Raw genomic sequence first — 15895 nt, 5'->3', positions numbered from 1 at the left:
ATTATTTTTTACCTTCATAAAAGACTAGATCAAAGCTATTTTTTCTTTTTACGAGCGATCTTTTGGTGCTAGTTTGACTGGTAGCTTCGTGCAATTTTTTATTTAGCTCATCAATAGTTGATTCTAAATCGTCAATTTTTTCTTTCAACTGAAGTATCACATCAACGCCGGCTAAATTTACACCAAGCTCACGGGTTAAATTTAGTATAGTTTTTACGCGATCAACGTCTTTTTGTGAGTAGAGCCTCATCTTGCCATCTGTTCTTGATGGCTCGATAAGTCCTTCTCTTTCATATTGTCTTAAAGTTTGTGGATGTATGCTTAAAACCTTTGCAACAACGCTTATTAAAAAAAGTGGTTCTTCATAATTTTGCATTTTTTACTCCGGTAATTTTTCTTTTAACTCTTTTACTAAGCCCTCATCAAGCTCACTAATATTTGGAAGTTTTACCCTGGCTTTTAAGTAAAGATCGCCATAAATTCCGCTCTTTCTATTTTGCACACCATACCCTTTTAAACGGATCTTTGTGCCTGTTTTTGAGTTCTCAGCGATCTTAATCGTGACATCTTTTTTGTAAGTATGCACATCGACTTTTCCGCCAAAAAGCATAGTTTTTAGTGGAATTTCTATATCCTTATAAAGATCGTCTCCGACTCTTTCATATTCGTCGCTTGGCTCAACGCTAATGGCAAGTATGAGGTCGCCTTTTTGACCACCAGCACTCTTGCCTTTGCCTTTTACACGAAGTTTCTCGCCACCTTCTATGCCACTTGGAATTTTTATCTTAATGCTTTCGCCATTAAAATTTATCTTATGTTCGCCACCAGTTACAGCTACATCAAATGGTATAGAAATTTTTGCATTTACGTCTAGATCAGCTCCGCCAAATCCAAATCCACCACTACTAAATCCGTCAAAGCCTCCAAAATTACTACCAAATCCGCTGCTAAATTTAGCTCCACCGCCGCCAAAGCCACCTGAGAAGATATTCCTTAAAATTTCATTTAGATCACCCATATCGGCTGAACTACTAGCAAAGTCGTGGAAATTTTGACCGCCAAACATAGTATCGCCGTACTGGTCGTATTGAGCTCGTTTTTTATCGTCGCTTAAAATTTCATAAGCAGCATTTATCTCTTTAAATTTATCTTCTGCTCCAGGGTCTTTATTGATGTCTGGGTGATATTTTCTAGCAAGTTTTCTATAAGCTTTTTTTATCTCGTCGCTTGAGGCACCCTTTGAAACCCCTAAAGTCTCATATAAGCTTTCACTCATATATTCTCCTTATATTTTTTTGATACGGATTATATCACAAAGCTTTAGTCTATGCAAGTCAAGTTTATTTTTGTTTAATAACAAGAAAAAGTGTTAAGATTTTATTTTTTAACTATCTTTATAATTTGCAAAAATTTTTAGTTTACAGGAAAAAAATGAAAAAGATTGTGCTAATTTCATTAGTAGCAGCTTCTTTTTTAGTGGGGGCTGATATTAAATTTAATGAAGCTAACTCTAATATCACGAGAGTCTCGCCACTTAGCGATAAAAATAGCGTACTTTCTTATTATGACTCGATCGCTCAGGCAAAGCTTTCAGTTGTAAATATTTCAACTACAAAAACGGTAAATAACGCTGGCATTGAGCAGATGTTTAACGACCCTTTCTTCAATGAATTTTTTGGATTTAACTTTGCAAAACCAAAAGAAAAAGAAAAAACTACTTCGCTTGGCTCTGGCGTTATTATCTCAAATGATGGATATATCGTTACAAATAACCACGTTATAGAAGATAGCGATCAAATAGTCGTAACTCTTGCAAATGGTGGTAAAGAATTTAAAGCCAAACTAATAGGAAGTGATCCAAAAACCGATCTAGCCGTCGTAAAGATAGAAGCAAACGGACTAAATGCGATAACTTTTGCAGACTCGTCAAAGCTGCTTGATGCAGACGTCGTATTTGCAATAGGTAATCCATTTGGCGTTGGTGAAAGTATCACTCAAGGTATTATTTCAGGACTAAATAAAGATAATATAGGCCTTAATCAATATGAGAATTTCATCCAAACAGATGCTTCGATAAACCCAGGAAATTCAGGTGGAGCTTTGGTTGATAGCAGGGGCTATTTGGTCGGAATAAACTCAGCCATACTTTCAAAAAGTGGTGGCAATAACGGCATTGGCTTTGCAATCCCATCAAATATGGTAAAAGATATCGCTAAAAAGCTGATAACTGACGGCAAGATCGAGCGTGGCTTTATCGGCGTTACGATTGCAAATTTAACTGATGAGCAAAAAGAGCTTTATACAAATAAAGAAGGTGCTTTAATAAGTGGCGTAGAGCAAGGCATGCCAGCAGATGAGGCTGGGCTAAAAAGAGGTGATTTGGTCATATCAGCTAACGACAAAGCTATAAAAAACGCAAATGATCTTAAAAATTTCATCGGTTCACTAACTCCAAATAGCAGCGTTGATATAACTTACGAGCGATCAAATAAAATAATGAATGCAAAAATCAAGCTTGCAAACGCTGATCACAATTCAAAAGACATAGCAAAAAGCATTATCATCGAAGGACTTAGCGTTAGCAATCTAAGTGATGAGATAAGATATAAATACAAAATCAGCCCAGATACTCAAGGCGTGCTAGTAACTGATGTGAAATCAGGCTCAAAAGCTGAAGACTTCGGCTTTGAAAGAGGCGACGTGATCGTGCAAGTTGGTGAAGAGAGTATAAAAGATCTTCAAACATTTGCAAATACTATCAAAAATACAAAAGGCAAAAAGACACTAGTGTGGATAAATCGCGGTGGTATCATACAAGGCCTTGTTATAAAATAATCATCTAAGAGCTGAAATTTCAGCTCTTAACCCTTTTAAATTTTTAAAATCTTAATCTGCTATAATCCTTAAAAATAAATTTACAACAGGAAAGATCATGACTAGAATTTTAATGATAGAAGATGATATGGAGCTTGCTGAAATTTTAACTGAATATCTAGAAAACTATGATATTGAAGTAGTGACTGCCGAAGAGCCATATATCGGACTATCTACGCTAAATACAAGTAAATTTGACCTAGTGATACTAGATCTTACGCTGCCTGGTATGGACGGATTAGAAGTTTGTAAAGAGATCAGGAAAAATCACAATATTCCTATTATCATATCAAGTGCAAGACATGATATAACAGATAAGGTAAATGCTCTTGATAACGGAGCAGATGATTATTTGCCAAAGCCATATGACCCACAAGAGCTTTTGGCTCGTATCAAAAGTCATCTAAGAAGGCAGAGTATCACCCCAGCAAGTGAGGCGAGAAATTTAAATAAAGACCTGGTTTTAAAAGAATTTGAGCGTGAAATTTTATTTAAAGGAAACGTACTAAATTTAACTGCCGCAGAATACGATATCTTAAAATATCTACTTTTAAAAGAGGGCGGAGCGGTTACTAGAGAGGAGCTTATCTATAACTGTGAGAGCATAAACGAAGATAGCTCAAACAAAAGCATAGATGTCATCATCGGCAGAATTCGCCAAAAACTAAATGAAAATCCAAAAGAGCCAAAATACATCCACGCGATCCGCGGTATCGGCTATAAATTGGTTCTTTGATGCCAAGATCGTCTATTTTTATAACCATAACTTTTATCTTTGCCCTTGCGCTCGTTTCGATATTTCTAGCTTTTTTGTGGCTCATGGGCTTTGATAAGCAAAACTATACAAGAGAGCTAAATAACAAATACTCAAACGTTGCTAGGACAAATTTGTTTTATATGGGTGGCATCATAAATAAAACTCAGTACGACCGTCAGCTTTCAAATATCGATATGCCAGAGATCAAAGACGAGAAGAAAAAAGATGAAATTTTAAAACAAGCGACCGTTTTAGAAGAAATTTCAAGTGATCTAGGCTCAAGTGCGATCTTGCTTTATGACAAACACCACTACTTAAGGATTGAGCATTTAGACGAGCTAAAGCTTTTAATGGATAAAGAATTTCAGCCTTACAGATACGAGGTGATAAAGGCTGTCTTTCTGGTGGTTGCGGTCATTTTGCTAGGTGCTTACATTTTTGTCATATATAAGATAAAGCCGCTTAGAAAGCTAAAGCGTCAGATCGTAAAATTCGCAAATGGTGAGCTTGAAGGTGTGCAAAATGTCGGCAACGGCAAGGATGAAATTTCTGAAGTTTCAGAGGCATTTTATGAGGCGGTTTGCCAGATAAAGGCACTTAATGACTCAAGGCATCTTTTTTTAAGAAACATTATGCACGAGCTAAAAACTCCTATCACAAAGGGGCTAATAGCCGCTCAAATGATAGAAAAAAGTAAAAATCAAGAGAGGCTAATCTCTGTCTTTCACAAGCTTGAAAATTTAATAAATGAGCTTGCTGCGATCGAGCAGATAACATCAAAAATAGGACTTAGCAATAAAACGCCTTGTCTTATGAGAGATCTTATCGATGAAGCCATAGATATAGCAATGGTAGAAAAAGAGCATGTTGGCATTAGCGAGCTTGATGAGGTTAGAGTGCTTGTTGATTTCAAGCTATTTTCAGTCGCTATAAAAAATATGATAGATAATGGCATAAAATACTCAACTGATAAACATGTAAATATCATCGTTAATAAAGAACATATGAAATTTATAACCCAAGGTGAGAAGCTAAAAAATGACCTCGATTTTTATATCCAGCCATTCATCAAAGGAGAGGATACACAAAAGAGTTTTGGACTAGGTTTATATATAGTTAGCAACATACTTGATGCTCATGGACTCAAATTTAGATACGAATATAAAAACGGAATGAATGTCTTTGTTTTTGAAAATTTACAAGATATAATAGTGACTTAAATAAAACATAATAAACAAAAAAGGGCTAAAAATGGCAGCAAAAATTTTCTCACCAGTTGATATCTTATCAATAATAGATCTTGAAATAGCTTTTATAAATCGTTATAAAAATGTAAAAGATTATGCAAAAAATTTATCTTTGATATATTTTTCTTTGCCAAGTACTAAAGAGTATAGTGAACTATTTGAAAAATTTTTAAGACAAACTGATGTTGTTGTAAGAGAGAACGAGCATTATGTGGTCGTGCTTCATGGAACAAATGAAAGAGGAGCTAGTGAGCTATTATCTGGTATTCAAGAGTTTTTAAACGCTGAGCCAATTGATTTGATGGTGAGCTATCCAAAAGATGGAAGAAATGCTAAAGAGCTTACTACTAAGCTTCAAGATGAGATAAAAGACAATTATGGCATATTGCTTGAAATGCTTTCAAATCAAGAAAAATTTGAAGCTTTTGAAAGCATGATTTAATATAATTTTGTGGAGTTTATTTGGAGAATTTACTACTATTTTTTGCAGTTTTGCTTATAACTAGCATTCTTTTAAGTAAGATCTCTGATAAATTTGGAATTCCATCTTTAATAATATTTTTAGGCGTTGGCATGCTAGCTGGCTCAGATGGCTTGCTGGGCGTAAATTTTGATGATCAAATGATCGCTCAAAATGTCGGCATGCTGGCACTCATATTTATACTTTATGCTGGTGGGCTAGATACTGATTTTGCAGCGATTAAACCTATCTTTGGTAGAGGTTTAGCGCTTGCTACACTTGGTGTTTTCTTAACCGCACTAGCTATTGCTCCAGTTGCAAAATATCTGCTTGATTTTACCTGGGCGGAGGCCTTTTTGCTAGGCTCCATCATCTCTTCAACGGACGCAGCAGCGGTATTTGCCATACTAAGAGCTAAGAAAATTTCACTTAAAAATAGCATTGCGCCATTGCTTGAACTTGAATCTGGCTCAAACGATCCAATGGCGATATTTCTAACTATGACGATCGTTCAAATGATCTCACTAAATACCATGCCGACAGTATCTGAGTGGGCTATTACACTAGTTAAGCAGTTTGGTATAGGTATCGCTATGGGCTATTTATTTGGCGTTGCTTTACCGGCTATTTTTAATAGACTTCGTCTAAAAAGCTGGGGCCTTTATCCAGTTTTTTCTATCGCTTGGATATTGCTTTTATACACACTTTGCTTTAAGGTTGGTGGCAATGGCTATTTGGCTGTCTATATAGCTGGAATTTTTATAAATAAAAAAGAGTTTTCTCATAAGAAAAATTTAGTCGGTTTTCATGATGGTATCGCTTGGACTATGCAAATAGTTGTCTTTTTGACGCTTGGTCTTTTGGTAAATCCTTCCGAGCTTCCAGCAACGGCACTAATGGCGCTTGTTTTGGCCTTGTGGCTTATGTTTTTTGCAAGACCACTTGGTGTTTTTGCATCGCTTGCATTTTCAAAATTTAAGATAAATGAGCAAATTTTTATCTCTTGGGTTGGACTAAGAGGTGTTGTGCCAGTTGTGCTAGCTACCTATATTTATGTAGATGGCATACGTGATGCGGATATGATTTTTAACATTATATTTTTTATGGTTTTGATTTCTATTTTGATACAGGGCATGTCGCTTGGCTTTGCAGCTGATAAATTTAAGGTTAAAGAGAGTGAGCAAGAGGATGTTAAGGCAGTAGAAAACTCGCCGATCTTAAGCTACACGCTTCGCCAGCATACCATCCACTATGGCTCAAAACTAATTGGCAAAGATTTGGCTCAGCTTGAGCTTCCAACTGAGTTTTTAATAATCCTAATAAAGCGTAAAAACGAGTATCAAAAGCCAACTGGCTCAACAATCTTTGAAGAAAATGACTTGCTACTGATACAATGCGAAAACCAAGTGCTTTATCAAGATACGATTAAGTATTTGACATATTAAAATTTTTGATAAAAATTGCCACATTTTATTTCTCTTTGTAAATTTTAAAACTTTACTCACTCGCCTTAGCAGACTACTAAATTTAGGCTACACTTCGTTTAGCACTAAATTTAGAGCCGTGATATGCTCGCTCATAAATTTTAAAATTTGCCAGAGTTTTTAATAGCATGCGGTGCGTTAGCACCTTTGTGTGCTACCTCTGATGTGCGAGGTGATTGAGGGATTAAAGGGGGATAAGGGGACGGCTTTGCTTCGCAAGCTCGCAACTGCAAGCAGACCGTAACTTGAGTCATCTTGTCTCCCTTTTGATAAATTTACACCTCAAAGCAAATTTTAAAACTTTCATTTACTCGCAAGAATTGACTACTAAATTTTGGTTTCGCAAAGCTTGCCACTAAAATCAGAGCCGAAATTACTCGTTCATGAAATTTTAAAATTTGCCTGAGCTTCATATATGTAAAATTACCTACTAAAATTTAGCTTCGCTTACCGTTTAGCTCAAATTTTAGAGCCGAAAATAAATCTGTTCAGTCTTATTTTATTTTGCTTTTTATAAAATCACTAAAACACTAGCAAAATGGGAGGCAAAATGCTTGATAGTATCATCCTTGCGGTCTTGGTATATTTTGCAACATTCTTATTTATGTTTTTTCTGCTTGCCTTTTTTGCTTTTTGGTATATAAGCGTGCCGTTACTTGTCATCTTTTTTGTTATAAAATTTATAAGGCAAGCAAAAGAGTGCGAGAGGATATGTGGCAAGCTTGAGTGAAATTTAAATTTCTAGCCCAAAAATGAGCTAGAAATTTCTTTATTCTAAGGCTTGAGCCAGATCAGCTATCAGATCCTCGGCGTTTTCAAGGCCTATGCTAACTCTTATTAGTTCTTTTGTGATGCCGGCTTTTAGAAGCTCTTCGCCACTTAGTTGCTGGTGGGTTGTTGAGGCTGGATGCGTGATGAGCGACTTTGTATCGCCGATATTTACTACGATCTTAAAGAGTTTTACGCGCTCTAACATCTTTTTTGCGCGCTCAAAGCTATCTGTCTCAAAGCAAAATAATCCACTAGCCATACCATCTTTAAAGTATTTTTGCGCCTTTGCGTGATCTACGTTGTCAGCAAGCCCAGGATAAGCCACACTTTTTATATGCTTGTGAGAGTTTAGAAATTTAGCCACTTTTAGCGCGTTTTGTGAGTGTCTTTCAACTCTAACAGCGAGCGTTTCAAGCCCTTGTATGAGCTGCCAAGAGTTAAACGGAGAGATCACAGCGCCGATGTCGCGCACGATAGCAAGCCTCATTCTTAGCGTGTATATGTCAAAACGATCGGTCATATCAGCATATACGATGTCGTGATAGCTCGCATCTGGCACGTTAAAGTGCTCATATCTCTTGTTGTCTTTTAGCTTTTCGTTTAGGTGGTTTGCGCTGACGACCACGCCTGCTAGACTAAGACCCTGACCACTCATATATTTGCTCGCACTATGCACGCAAACATCGACGCCGTGGCGAAGTGGCTGAAAAATGATAGGCGTTGGCACGGTGTTATCGGTGATGCTAATGACGCCATATTTGTTTGAGGTTTCTACTATTTTTTCGATATTTGGGATAGAAATTTGCGGATTTGAAAGCGTTTCAAAAAATATAGCCCTCGTTTTATCGTCTATCAAACTCTCTAGATCATCAGCAGTGTCGCTGTCAAAGACTCTAGCCTCTATGCCAAATCTCTTTAGCGTGTGCGTAAAAAGCACTGTCGTGCCACCATAAATTTTCTTAGCGATGATGATATTATCGCCTGCTTTGGCTAAATTTATAATGCTGTAAAACAAAGCTGACTGACCGCTTGCAGTCGCTATCGCAGCGGCTCCGCCCTCAAGTGCAGCGACCCTTTTTTCAAAGATATCTGTCGTTGGGTTGCTAAGTCTTGTGTAGATGTAGCCACTATCTTTTAGATCAAACCTAGCGGCCGCGACCTCGGCACTTCCAAAGTCATAAGCTGTGCTTTGAAAAATAGGCACAGCCATGGTGCCAAAGCCCTCGTTTGTATCGTAGCCTACGTGGATCGCAGCGGTTTCTTGCTTCATTTTTGCTCCTTGTTTAAGTAATTTTGGCGTAAATTATACATTAGCAAAGCCAAAATTTAGGGGATAAAATCAAATTTTGATATAATTTGCCAAAAAAAGGAAAAATTTGAACCAAGTCACGGACAAATTTAAGCGTGTAAAATATCTTCGTGCGCTAGAAAAATTTGCAAAATCAGCGATAAATGGTCTAAAAAGAGATGACTTTGACGAGACTGAGTTTCGCCAAAGAGTTGAGAAAAACGCGAAAGTTATCGAAAAAGTCGAAGCTGTTTATCTTGATCAGCCATACTCAAAGGCGCTAGAAAATTTTATAAATTTGCTTATCAAAAATGCCCCAAAAGATGAGCTTTTAAAAGCGGCAAATCTACTTGATAAGCTAAAAAATCAAAAGACGTATAAAAAAGAGAAGCATAAAAATAAATTTAAGGATGAGGATTGAAAGTAGTTATTTTTGATATGGATGGCACAGTGATCGATAGCGGTGAGGCGATATATAAAACGGTAAATGAAGTAAGAGATGAGCTAAATTTAGCGCCACTTGAAAAAGAATTTATCATAAAAGCGATCAATGAGCCAGGTAGAAATTTGGCCCTTGAGTTTTACGGCATCGACACGCCAAGCAAGAGTTTAAAAGAGGGCTTTGAAGAGAAATTTAAGAAGTTTTACGATGAGTATGCGACTACATATGAGGGTATAAAAGAGCTTTTGAAAAAGTGCAGAGAGGATCACTATAAGGTCGTTTTGGCAAGCAACGCACCGCACGATACACTAGAGAAAATTTTAAAGAAAAATGAAATTTATGAGCTATTTGACGAGGTCATCGGCGCTAGCAAAGAGATACCACAAAAGCCAGATCCTGCAATGCTTCACCTAGCTGTTAATAAAACTGGAGCCAGCAAGGCGATCTTTGTTGGAGATAGTCTAAAAGACGAGCTAGCTGCCAAAAATGCAAACATGCCCTATGTGCAAGTTTGCTGGGGATTTGGCGAGGAGAGCAAAACAGCGACCTATAATGCTAAAAACGTTAGCGAGGCTTGGGAGATAATATTAAATTTTTAACTTAGTTTTAATTGGCTATAATCTTAAGAAATTTTCAAAGAAACAGCGATGATAGATATATTTGAGGGCAGCGCGAGGGATAAATTTTATGACATTTTGTTTAACGCAAATGCCGTTTTGGTTAAAAATGAAATAGATAAAATTTTTGAGAAATTTGTGGCTATGAGCGAGCTTTGCGAAAAGTATGGCGTTAGCGAGGACGAGATCAGAAATTTTATAGCCTCAGAGCAAGATAAAGTTTATAACGGAGTAAATGACCTATATATCGAGCTTAGCGGAGAAATTTTAAGCCAAAATGAGTAAGATTTTTGCACTCATTGCTTTGCTGGTCGCTCTTGTCTTTGCAAAAGAGCCAAATTTTGACCCAAGTTCGGTGCATACATTTGAGCTTAAAAAAGATGAGTGGGCTAGGGTCTTTATAACTGAAAAGCGAACTCAAAGGGTTGAAACGTTTGACTTTCGCTGGACACTGTTTGATAGCACAAACATCACCGTGCAAAGCTTTTTTAGGCGCTATCCAAGGCAGATGGTCTTTTCGCTAAGGCAAGGACAAAACACCTACATGCAGCGAGTTTTGCCTGATTTTACGATGCCGCCAAATGAGAGCGTGAGCCTTTATATATCATTTATTGATTTTAAGGATAAAAAGGCGCACTTTAGGGTGGCTTTGCTAGATGAGAGCAAGCGTGTGGATGTGGGTTTTAGAGATCCAGATGAGGCTAAATAGAAGGATAAAAATGGATAAAATCGATGAAATAATGGGTAAATTTATAAGCGAGCTTGGCTATAAAGAGGCGTTTGAGATGTTTGTAAAGATAAGCTCAGGCAAGAAGCTGCGCTCAAAACTTCTTTTAAAGATCGCAGGAGAGAGCGAAAATTCTCTTAAGCTTTGCGCTATCATCGAGCTTATCCACCTTGCAAGCTTACTGCACGACGACGTCATAGACGAGGCAAATATAAGACGCGGCAAGCCAAGCATAAACGCGCTTTTTGGTAGTAAAAACTCGGTTATGTTGGGCGACATCCTCTACTCAAAGGCTTATTTTGAGCTTACAAAATTTGATTCAAGCATCGCAGCTATCATCTCAGATGCAGTCAGCAAGCTAAGTATCGGCGAGATGATGGATGTGAAAATGGCTGAAAATTTTAATGAAAACGAGCAAGAATATTTAAAAATGATCTACTATAAAACAGCTGTTTTGATAGAAGCCACGGCTATTTGCGGAGCAAAGCTAGCTGGCAAAGATAGCGAGAAATTTGGAATTTATGGCAAAAATTTAGGCCTTGCTTTTCAGATCGTGGATGACATATTAGACATAACTCAAGATGAGAAAACGCTTGGCAAGCCAGCACTCAATGACTTCGTTGAAGGCAAAACTACACTTCCTTACATTTATCTTTATAAGAGCTTAGACGAAGCTGGCAAAGCAAAGCTTAGATCGCTTTGGGCAAAGAAGCTAAACGCTGGCGAAATTTCATGGCTAAAAGAGGAATTTATTAAGACAAATTCTCTTCAAAAAGCGGTAAATGAAGCAAAAAGGCTTGGGACTGAAGCGATAGAATCGATAAAAGAGTATAAAAACGCCGAGCTTGAAGGGATCATAAAAAGCATGATAGATAGGGAATTTTGATGCACTATTTAGACATAAGTTTTACATATAAAAATACTGATATTTCGGTCAGAGAGAAGCTTGCATTTGATAGCGATGAGAAAAAAGAGCAAATTTTAAAACTACTAAGATCAAACAAAAGCATAAACGAATGCATGGTTTTAAACACATGCAACCGCGTCGAGATAATTGCAAGCGTTAGTGATCTAGAAAGTGCAACGACGCATGCGTTTAGGTGCATGTCTGTATTTTCAGGTGTTTTTGAAGATGAGCTTTATGAGAGGGCTGATATTTATGAAGATAGCGGAGCTGTGCACCACCTCTTTGCCGTGGCAAGCTCGCTTGATAGCCTAGTCGTCGGCGAAACTCAGATCGTTGGTCAGTTAAAAAATGCCTTTAAATTTGCTTACGATAGCTCAGCTTGTGGCGAACAAATCAGTAAAATCATCCATTATGCATGTAAATGCGCTGCTAAAGTTAGAAACGAAACTCAAATTTCTAAAAACCCGATCTCCGTTTCAAGCGTTGCTGTGGCAAAGGCAAAAGAAATTTTTGGCACGCTTGAAGGCAAAACAGCTATCGTAGTTGGCGCTGGCGAGATGGGTGAGCTAGCAGCAAAGCACCTCATATCAAGCGGCGCAGAGGTGATCATTATAAACAGAAGCTCCGAGCGTGTCGAGCAGCTGGTTGATAGCCTGGGTGATAACGCGAGCTGGGATAGCATTTTGAAATTAAAAGAGTATGTAAATAATTATGATCTGATATTCTCAAGCACCGCAGCTCCACATGCGATCATCACAAACGCCATAATCGAACCAAGAGAATTTCATAGATACTTTTTTGATATTGCCGTGCCAAGGGATATTGACCTTATAAATACAGAATTTATTAGTGTCTATACGGTCGATAGTTTAGAGGAGATAGTAAGGAAAAATTTAGCCCTAAGAGAGGAGCAAGCACAAAAGGCTTATTCGATCGTAGGTCAAGGTACAAGCGAATTTTTAAAAATTTTAAAAGAAGATATGAGCGTGCCACTCATAAAATCGATCCGCAAACAAGCTGAAATTTGTGCTAAAAACGAGCTAGAAAAAGCGATAAAAAAAGGCTATTTAAAGCATAGTGATTATGAGGAGGCACAAAAGCTCATTCATCAAGTTTTTAAAGCCTTCTTGCACCAGCCAACGATGAAGCTAAAAAGCCTTGCGGACGAGGAGGGATCTAGTGAGCTTTCAAATGGAGTTAGATTTTTATTTGATATAAAAGAAGAGCAAAATTTTCAAGTGGGAGATATAGATGAGATTTAGTAAATTTTATGCACCAACGACCAAAGAAGCACCAAAAGACGCCTCTTTACCAAGTCATAAATTTTTAATAAGAGGTGGATTTGTCGAGCAGATAGGCTCTGGTCTTTATAACTATCTACCGCTTGGAAAGATCATGCATGAGAAAATTTCTCGCATCGCGCGAGAGGAGATGGATGAGGCTGGGGCGCTAGAGGTGAGCTTTAGCGTAGTCACTTCAGGTGAGCTTTGGAAGCAAAGTGGCCGCTACAACGTCTTTGGCAAGGAGCTTTTGCGTTTTAAAGATAGAAAAGATAATGACTTTGTCATAAGCCCGACAAACGAAGAGGCAGCCGTTGCTTTGGTGCGTGGCAAGGTGACCAGCTACAAGCAGCTACCACTAAATTTATACCAGATAAACACCAAATTTCGTGACGAGGCAAGACCGCGCTTTGGCTTGCTAAGAGGGCGTGAATTTACGATGAAAGATGGTTATAGCTTTCACTCGAGCAAAGAGGATCTAAAGCGTGAGTTTGACCTTATGGAGGCAACTTATAGTAAGATTTTTACCCGCTTGGGGTTAAATTTTAGAGCTGTTGAGGCTGATAGTGGAGCCATTGGCGGTAGTGGCAGTAAAGAATTTATGGTGCTTGCAAGTAATGGCGAGGACGACATACTTTGCTGTGAGGCTTGCAGATACGCTGCAAACGTTGAGGCTGCAAGACGCGAGCCAAGAGTTAGCGAGGCTGAGGCGCCAGAGGCGGACGCGGCTAAATTTCTAACGCCAAATGCAAAAACTATAAAAGATGTGGCGGAGTTTTTTAAAGTTAGCGAGTTTTACTGCATAAAAGCTGTTATGAAAAAGGCGATTTATGAGGATAAAGAAGAGGTCGTGGTCTTTTTCGTAAGGGGCGATGACGAGCTTCAAGAGACAAAGGCGCAAAATGCTTGCAAGGCGCTAGAACTTGTCGATGCTAGCGAGGCTGACGTGGCAAAGGCTGGGCTTGTGGCTGGATTTTGTGGGCCTGTTGGGCTAAAGGATGTTAAATTTTTCATAGATAACGAGCTAAAGGGCGCAAACAACATGATATGTGGCGCTAACGAAAAAGACTATCACTTTGTTGGCGTTAGTGTTAGCGGATTTAACGAAGAGAGATTTAAAGACCTTGTAAAGGTAAAAGAGGGCGATAAATGCCCAGAGTGTGGTGGAAATTTAAAACTTAGTAAGGGCATAGAAGTCGGTCATATCTTTCAGCTAGGCGATAAATATTCAGCTGCGATGAACGCGACGTATCTTGATGAAAACGGTAAGGCAAAGCCATTTTTGATGGGCTGCTACGGCATTGGCATAAGCAGGCTTATCGCTGTGATGATAGAGGCTAGCCACGATGAGAAGGGCTGCATCTGGAAAAAAGAGTGTGCGCCGTTTGATGTCGAGATCATCATTTCAAATTTAAAAGATGAAGAGGGCGTAAAATTTGCATTTGAGCTTTATGAGAGCCTTAAAAAAGCTGGCGTTAGCGTCATCATCGATGATAGAAACGAGAGATTTGGCGTTAAGATGAATGACTTTGAACTTATCGGCTTTCCTTATGCGCTGCTTGTGGGTAAAGAATTTGCAAATGGCAAGGTTGAGTTTATAACAAGAGATGGTTTAAGCAAAGAAACGATCGGCGCAAATGAAGCCTTTAAAAAGATAAAAGAAAGCTTATGAGATTTTTTGCATTTTTGTTTTTTTTGATAGAAGCAATATTTATCTATCTTTTTGTTGATAAATTTGGCTTTTTAAACTATTTTCTCGAGGTGCTAGTCTCTGGATTTGTGGGTATCGCACTTCTTTTAAATGCTGGATTTTCTAGCTTAAATTCGCCTCAAGTGGCGTTTAAAAGCTTTCTTGGCGGAAATTTATTTAGTCAGTTAGGGCTTAGCTTTGGCGGAATGCTTTTGTTTCTGCCAGGAATTTTAACAGATATTTTTGGCATAGCCGTAGTCGTTTTTTCTTTAGTGTTTAAGAAAAATGCAGCCAAAAACGAGAGTTATCAGGAGTTTAAATTCCAAAATTTTAGCGAGCATGGCACTAAAAAAGATGATGGCGAGATCATCGACGTTGAGGTCATAGAAGAGCCAAAAAGAGTAAATTAGGAGAGATGATGAAAGAGATAAAAATAGCAACTAGAAAGAGCATCTTAGCACTTTGGCAAAGCGAGCATATCAAGGCTAGGATCGAGGCGCAGCACAAGGGCGTGAAGGTCGTGCTTGAGGGCATGAAGACAAAGGGCGACGTGATCCTTGACACGCCACTTGCAAAGATCGGTGGCAAGGGACTTTTTACAAAAGAGCTTGAAGATAGCATGCTAAAAGGCGAGACTGACATCGCAGTGCATAGCCTAAAAGACGTGCCAGTAGTCTTTCCAGAAGGGCTTAAACTAGCTGCCATTTGCTCACGTGAGGATACCAGAGATGCGATGATAAGTGAGAAATTTGCTAAATTTAGCGACTTGCCACATGGCGCGAAAGTTGGCACAACGAGCCTACGCCGCAAGATGCAGCTACTTATCATGAGGCCTGATCTTGAGATTATCTCGCTTCGTGGAAATGTGCAAACTAGACTTAGAAAACTAAAAGAGGGTGAGTTTGACGCGATCATTTTGGCTATGGCTGGCATAAACCGCCTAAATTTGAAGGCTGAAGTGGCACATATCTACACATTTGGCTTTGACGAGATGATACCTGCGATGGGGCAGGGTGCTCTTGGAATAGAAGCTAGAGATGAGAAGCAAATTTTAGAGCAGATTGATTTTTTAAACGATGAAAATGCGGTTATAGAAACGACTATCGAGCGTGATTTTGTAAGCGTTTTAGAGGGTGGCTGCCAAGTGCCAATAGGCATAAGTGCAAGACTAAAAGGCGATGAAATTTCTATCGATGCGATCGTTGGTCTGCCTGATGGAAGTGAGTTTATAAAAGATAGCTTAAAGACTAGCAAAGATAAATTTCAAAGTGTCGGCAAGGAGCTAGCGCATAAATTTATAGAAAAAGGGGCAAAAGAGCTTTTAAAACGCGCTGAAGAGATGGCTTAGAGT

18 protein-coding genes are annotated in these 15895 nt (G+C 38.5%); 15 read left to right on the top strand and 3 right to left on the bottom strand.

Annotated elements, in window-relative coordinates; translation table 11 throughout:
• Nucleotide 1: 1 nt before the first annotated feature.
• Together FZ949_RS01025 and FZ949_RS01020 are read right to left on the bottom strand one after the other, a co-directional pair.
• Entirely contained in the window at nucleotides 2-376 is a 375-nt protein-coding gene (locus FZ949_RS01025) for a heat shock protein transcriptional repressor HspR (RefSeq protein WP_072594938.1), read from the bottom strand.
• A gap of 3 nt (nucleotides 377-379) precedes the next feature.
• Entirely contained in the window at nucleotides 380-1276 is an 897-nt protein-coding gene (locus FZ949_RS01020; protein ID WP_103579669.1) for a DnaJ C-terminal domain-containing protein, read from the bottom strand.
• Between the two features lie 155 nt (nucleotides 1277-1431).
• Between FZ949_RS01020 and FZ949_RS01015 the strand changes: the two genes are divergently transcribed.
• The 6 genes from FZ949_RS01015 to FZ949_RS00990 all read left to right on the top strand — a co-directional run bounded on the left by FZ949_RS01015 (nucleotide 1432) and on the right by FZ949_RS00990 (nucleotide 7552).
• Complete coding sequence (locus FZ949_RS01015) at nucleotides 1432-2835, top strand: Do family serine endopeptidase (RefSeq protein ID WP_103579601.1); 1404 nt, start codon at nucleotides 1432-1434, stop codon at nucleotides 2833-2835.
• Between the two features lie 97 nt (nucleotides 2836-2932).
• Nucleotides 2933-3610 (top strand): response regulator transcription factor, encoded by a 678-nt coding sequence (locus FZ949_RS01010; RefSeq protein ID WP_103579602.1) that lies wholly within the window; start codon nucleotides 2933-2935, stop codon nucleotides 3608-3610.
• Entirely contained in the window at nucleotides 3610-4851 is a 1242-nt protein-coding gene (locus FZ949_RS01005) for an ArsS family sensor histidine kinase (protein ID WP_103579603.1), read from the top strand. Before FZ949_RS01010 ends, FZ949_RS01005 begins: the two co-directional genes overlap by 1 nt.
• A 31-nt stretch (nucleotides 4852-4882) precedes the next feature.
• On the top strand, nucleotides 4883-5320 hold the full coding sequence (locus FZ949_RS01000; protein ID WP_103579604.1) for a pyridoxal-5'-phosphate-dependent protein: 438 nt from the start codon (nucleotides 4883-4885) through the stop codon (nucleotides 5318-5320).
• Nucleotides 5321-5340: 20 nt separating this feature from the next.
• The gene (locus FZ949_RS00995; protein WP_148790016.1) at nucleotides 5341-6783 is read left to right on the top strand and encodes a potassium/proton antiporter; all 1443 of its coding nucleotides are present in this window, start codon (nucleotides 5341-5343) and stop codon (nucleotides 6781-6783) included.
• Between the two features lie 589 nt (nucleotides 6784-7372).
• Nucleotides 7373-7552 (top strand): transformation system protein, encoded by a 180-nt coding sequence (locus FZ949_RS00990; protein WP_103579606.1) that lies wholly within the window; start codon nucleotides 7373-7375, stop codon nucleotides 7550-7552.
• Between the two features lie 39 nt (nucleotides 7553-7591).
• Here FZ949_RS00990 and FZ949_RS00985 read toward each other — a convergent pair whose 3' ends face one another.
• The gene (locus FZ949_RS00985) at nucleotides 7592-8863 is read right to left on the bottom strand and encodes an O-acetylhomoserine aminocarboxypropyltransferase/cysteine synthase family protein (RefSeq protein WP_148790015.1); all 1272 of its coding nucleotides are present in this window, start codon (nucleotides 8861-8863) and stop codon (nucleotides 7592-7594) included.
• Between the two features lie 106 nt (nucleotides 8864-8969).
• On the opposite strand from FZ949_RS00985, the gene FZ949_RS00980 reads away from it, so the two are divergent.
• Genes FZ949_RS00980 through hemC form a run of 9 tightly spaced genes read left to right on the top strand, consistent with a single transcriptional unit; the run spans nucleotide 8970 to nucleotide 15892 of the window.
• The gene (locus FZ949_RS00980) at nucleotides 8970-9302 is read left to right on the top strand and encodes a hypothetical protein (RefSeq protein WP_009293722.1); all 333 of its coding nucleotides are present in this window, start codon (nucleotides 8970-8972) and stop codon (nucleotides 9300-9302) included.
• Nucleotides 9299-9922: an HAD family hydrolase gene (locus FZ949_RS00975; RefSeq protein WP_103579609.1), complete on the top strand. Its 624-nt coding sequence runs from the start codon at nucleotides 9299-9301 to the stop codon at nucleotides 9920-9922. Before FZ949_RS00980 ends, FZ949_RS00975 begins: the two co-directional genes overlap by 4 nt.
• A gap of 48 nt (nucleotides 9923-9970) precedes the next feature.
• Nucleotides 9971-10225: a DUF2018 family protein gene (locus FZ949_RS00970; RefSeq protein WP_103559057.1), complete on the top strand. Its 255-nt coding sequence runs from the start codon at nucleotides 9971-9973 to the stop codon at nucleotides 10223-10225.
• The gene (locus tag FZ949_RS00965) at nucleotides 10218-10649 is read left to right on the top strand and encodes a hypothetical protein (RefSeq protein WP_084041454.1); all 432 of its coding nucleotides are present in this window, start codon (nucleotides 10218-10220) and stop codon (nucleotides 10647-10649) included. Before FZ949_RS00970 ends, FZ949_RS00965 begins: the two co-directional genes overlap by 8 nt.
• Before the next feature lie 10 nt (nucleotides 10650-10659).
• On the top strand, nucleotides 10660-11553 hold the full coding sequence (locus FZ949_RS00960; protein WP_103579610.1) for a polyprenyl synthetase family protein: 894 nt from the start codon (nucleotides 10660-10662) through the stop codon (nucleotides 11551-11553).
• Nucleotides 11553-12836 (top strand): glutamyl-tRNA reductase, encoded by a 1284-nt coding sequence (hemA, locus tag FZ949_RS00955; RefSeq protein WP_103579611.1) that lies wholly within the window; start codon nucleotides 11553-11555, stop codon nucleotides 12834-12836. Before FZ949_RS00960 ends, hemA begins: the two co-directional genes overlap by 1 nt.
• The gene (locus tag FZ949_RS00950) at nucleotides 12826-14526 is read left to right on the top strand and encodes a proline--tRNA ligase (RefSeq protein WP_107952505.1); all 1701 of its coding nucleotides are present in this window, start codon (nucleotides 12826-12828) and stop codon (nucleotides 14524-14526) included. Before hemA ends, FZ949_RS00950 begins: the two co-directional genes overlap by 11 nt.
• The gene (locus FZ949_RS00945; RefSeq protein WP_107952503.1) at nucleotides 14523-14954 is read left to right on the top strand and encodes an FxsA family protein; all 432 of its coding nucleotides are present in this window, start codon (nucleotides 14523-14525) and stop codon (nucleotides 14952-14954) included. The genes FZ949_RS00950 and FZ949_RS00945 overlap by 4 nt, the downstream gene beginning before the upstream one ends.
• Before the next feature lie 8 nt (nucleotides 14955-14962).
• A complete protein-coding gene (gene hemC / locus FZ949_RS00940; RefSeq protein ID WP_107952501.1) occupies nucleotides 14963-15892 on the top strand; it encodes a hydroxymethylbilane synthase in 930 nt (309 codons plus the stop codon).
• Nucleotides 15893-15895 lie beyond the last annotated feature (3 nt).

The organism is Campylobacter concisus (genome assembly GCF_902460545.1).
Lineage (GTDB): Bacteria > Campylobacterota > Campylobacteria > Campylobacterales > Campylobacteraceae > Campylobacter_A > Campylobacter_A concisus_AE.
The sequence above is the reverse complement of the archived record's forward strand: the minus strand, read 5'-3'. Positions and strand labels throughout refer to the sequence as shown.

Excerpts from the sequence above, each read along its gene's own strand:
- FZ949_RS01015 (WP_103579601.1), top strand. The coding sequence starts at position 1,432 with ATGAAAAAGATTGTGCTAATTTCATTAGTAGCAGCTTCTTTTTTAGTG.
- FZ949_RS00965 (WP_084041454.1), top strand. The coding sequence starts at position 10,218 with ATGAGTAAGATTTTTGCACTCATTGCTTTGCTGGTCGCTCTTGTCTTT.
- FZ949_RS01020 (WP_103579669.1), bottom strand. The coding sequence starts at position 1,276 with ATGAGTGAAAGCTTATATGAGACTTTAGGGGTTTCAAAGGGTGCCTCA.
- FZ949_RS00960 (WP_103579610.1), top strand. The coding sequence starts at position 10,660 with ATGGATAAAATCGATGAAATAATGGGTAAATTTATAAGCGAGCTTGGC.
- FZ949_RS00990 (WP_103579606.1), top strand. The coding sequence starts at position 7,373 with ATGCTTGATAGTATCATCCTTGCGGTCTTGGTATATTTTGCAACATTC.
- FZ949_RS00985 (WP_148790015.1), bottom strand. The coding sequence starts at position 8,863 with ATGAAGCAAGAAACCGCTGCGATCCACGTAGGCTACGATACAAACGAG.
- FZ949_RS01005 (WP_103579603.1), top strand. The coding sequence starts at position 3,610 with ATGCCAAGATCGTCTATTTTTATAACCATAACTTTTATCTTTGCCCTT.
- hemA (WP_103579611.1), top strand. The coding sequence starts at position 11,553 with ATGCACTATTTAGACATAAGTTTTACATATAAAAATACTGATATTTCG.
- FZ949_RS00945 (WP_107952503.1), top strand. The coding sequence starts at position 14,523 with ATGAGATTTTTTGCATTTTTGTTTTTTTTGATAGAAGCAATATTTATC.
- FZ949_RS01010 (WP_103579602.1), top strand. The coding sequence starts at position 2,933 with ATGACTAGAATTTTAATGATAGAAGATGATATGGAGCTTGCTGAAATT.
- FZ949_RS00950 (WP_107952505.1), top strand. The coding sequence starts at position 12,826 with ATGAGATTTAGTAAATTTTATGCACCAACGACCAAAGAAGCACCAAAA.
- FZ949_RS00970 (WP_103559057.1), top strand. The coding sequence starts at position 9,971 with ATGATAGATATATTTGAGGGCAGCGCGAGGGATAAATTTTATGACATT.
- FZ949_RS01000 (WP_103579604.1), top strand. The coding sequence starts at position 4,883 with ATGGCAGCAAAAATTTTCTCACCAGTTGATATCTTATCAATAATAGAT.
- FZ949_RS01025 (WP_072594938.1), bottom strand. The coding sequence starts at position 376 with ATGCAAAATTATGAAGAACCACTTTTTTTAATAAGCGTTGTTGCAAAG.
- hemC (WP_107952501.1), top strand. The coding sequence starts at position 14,963 with ATGAAAGAGATAAAAATAGCAACTAGAAAGAGCATCTTAGCACTTTGG.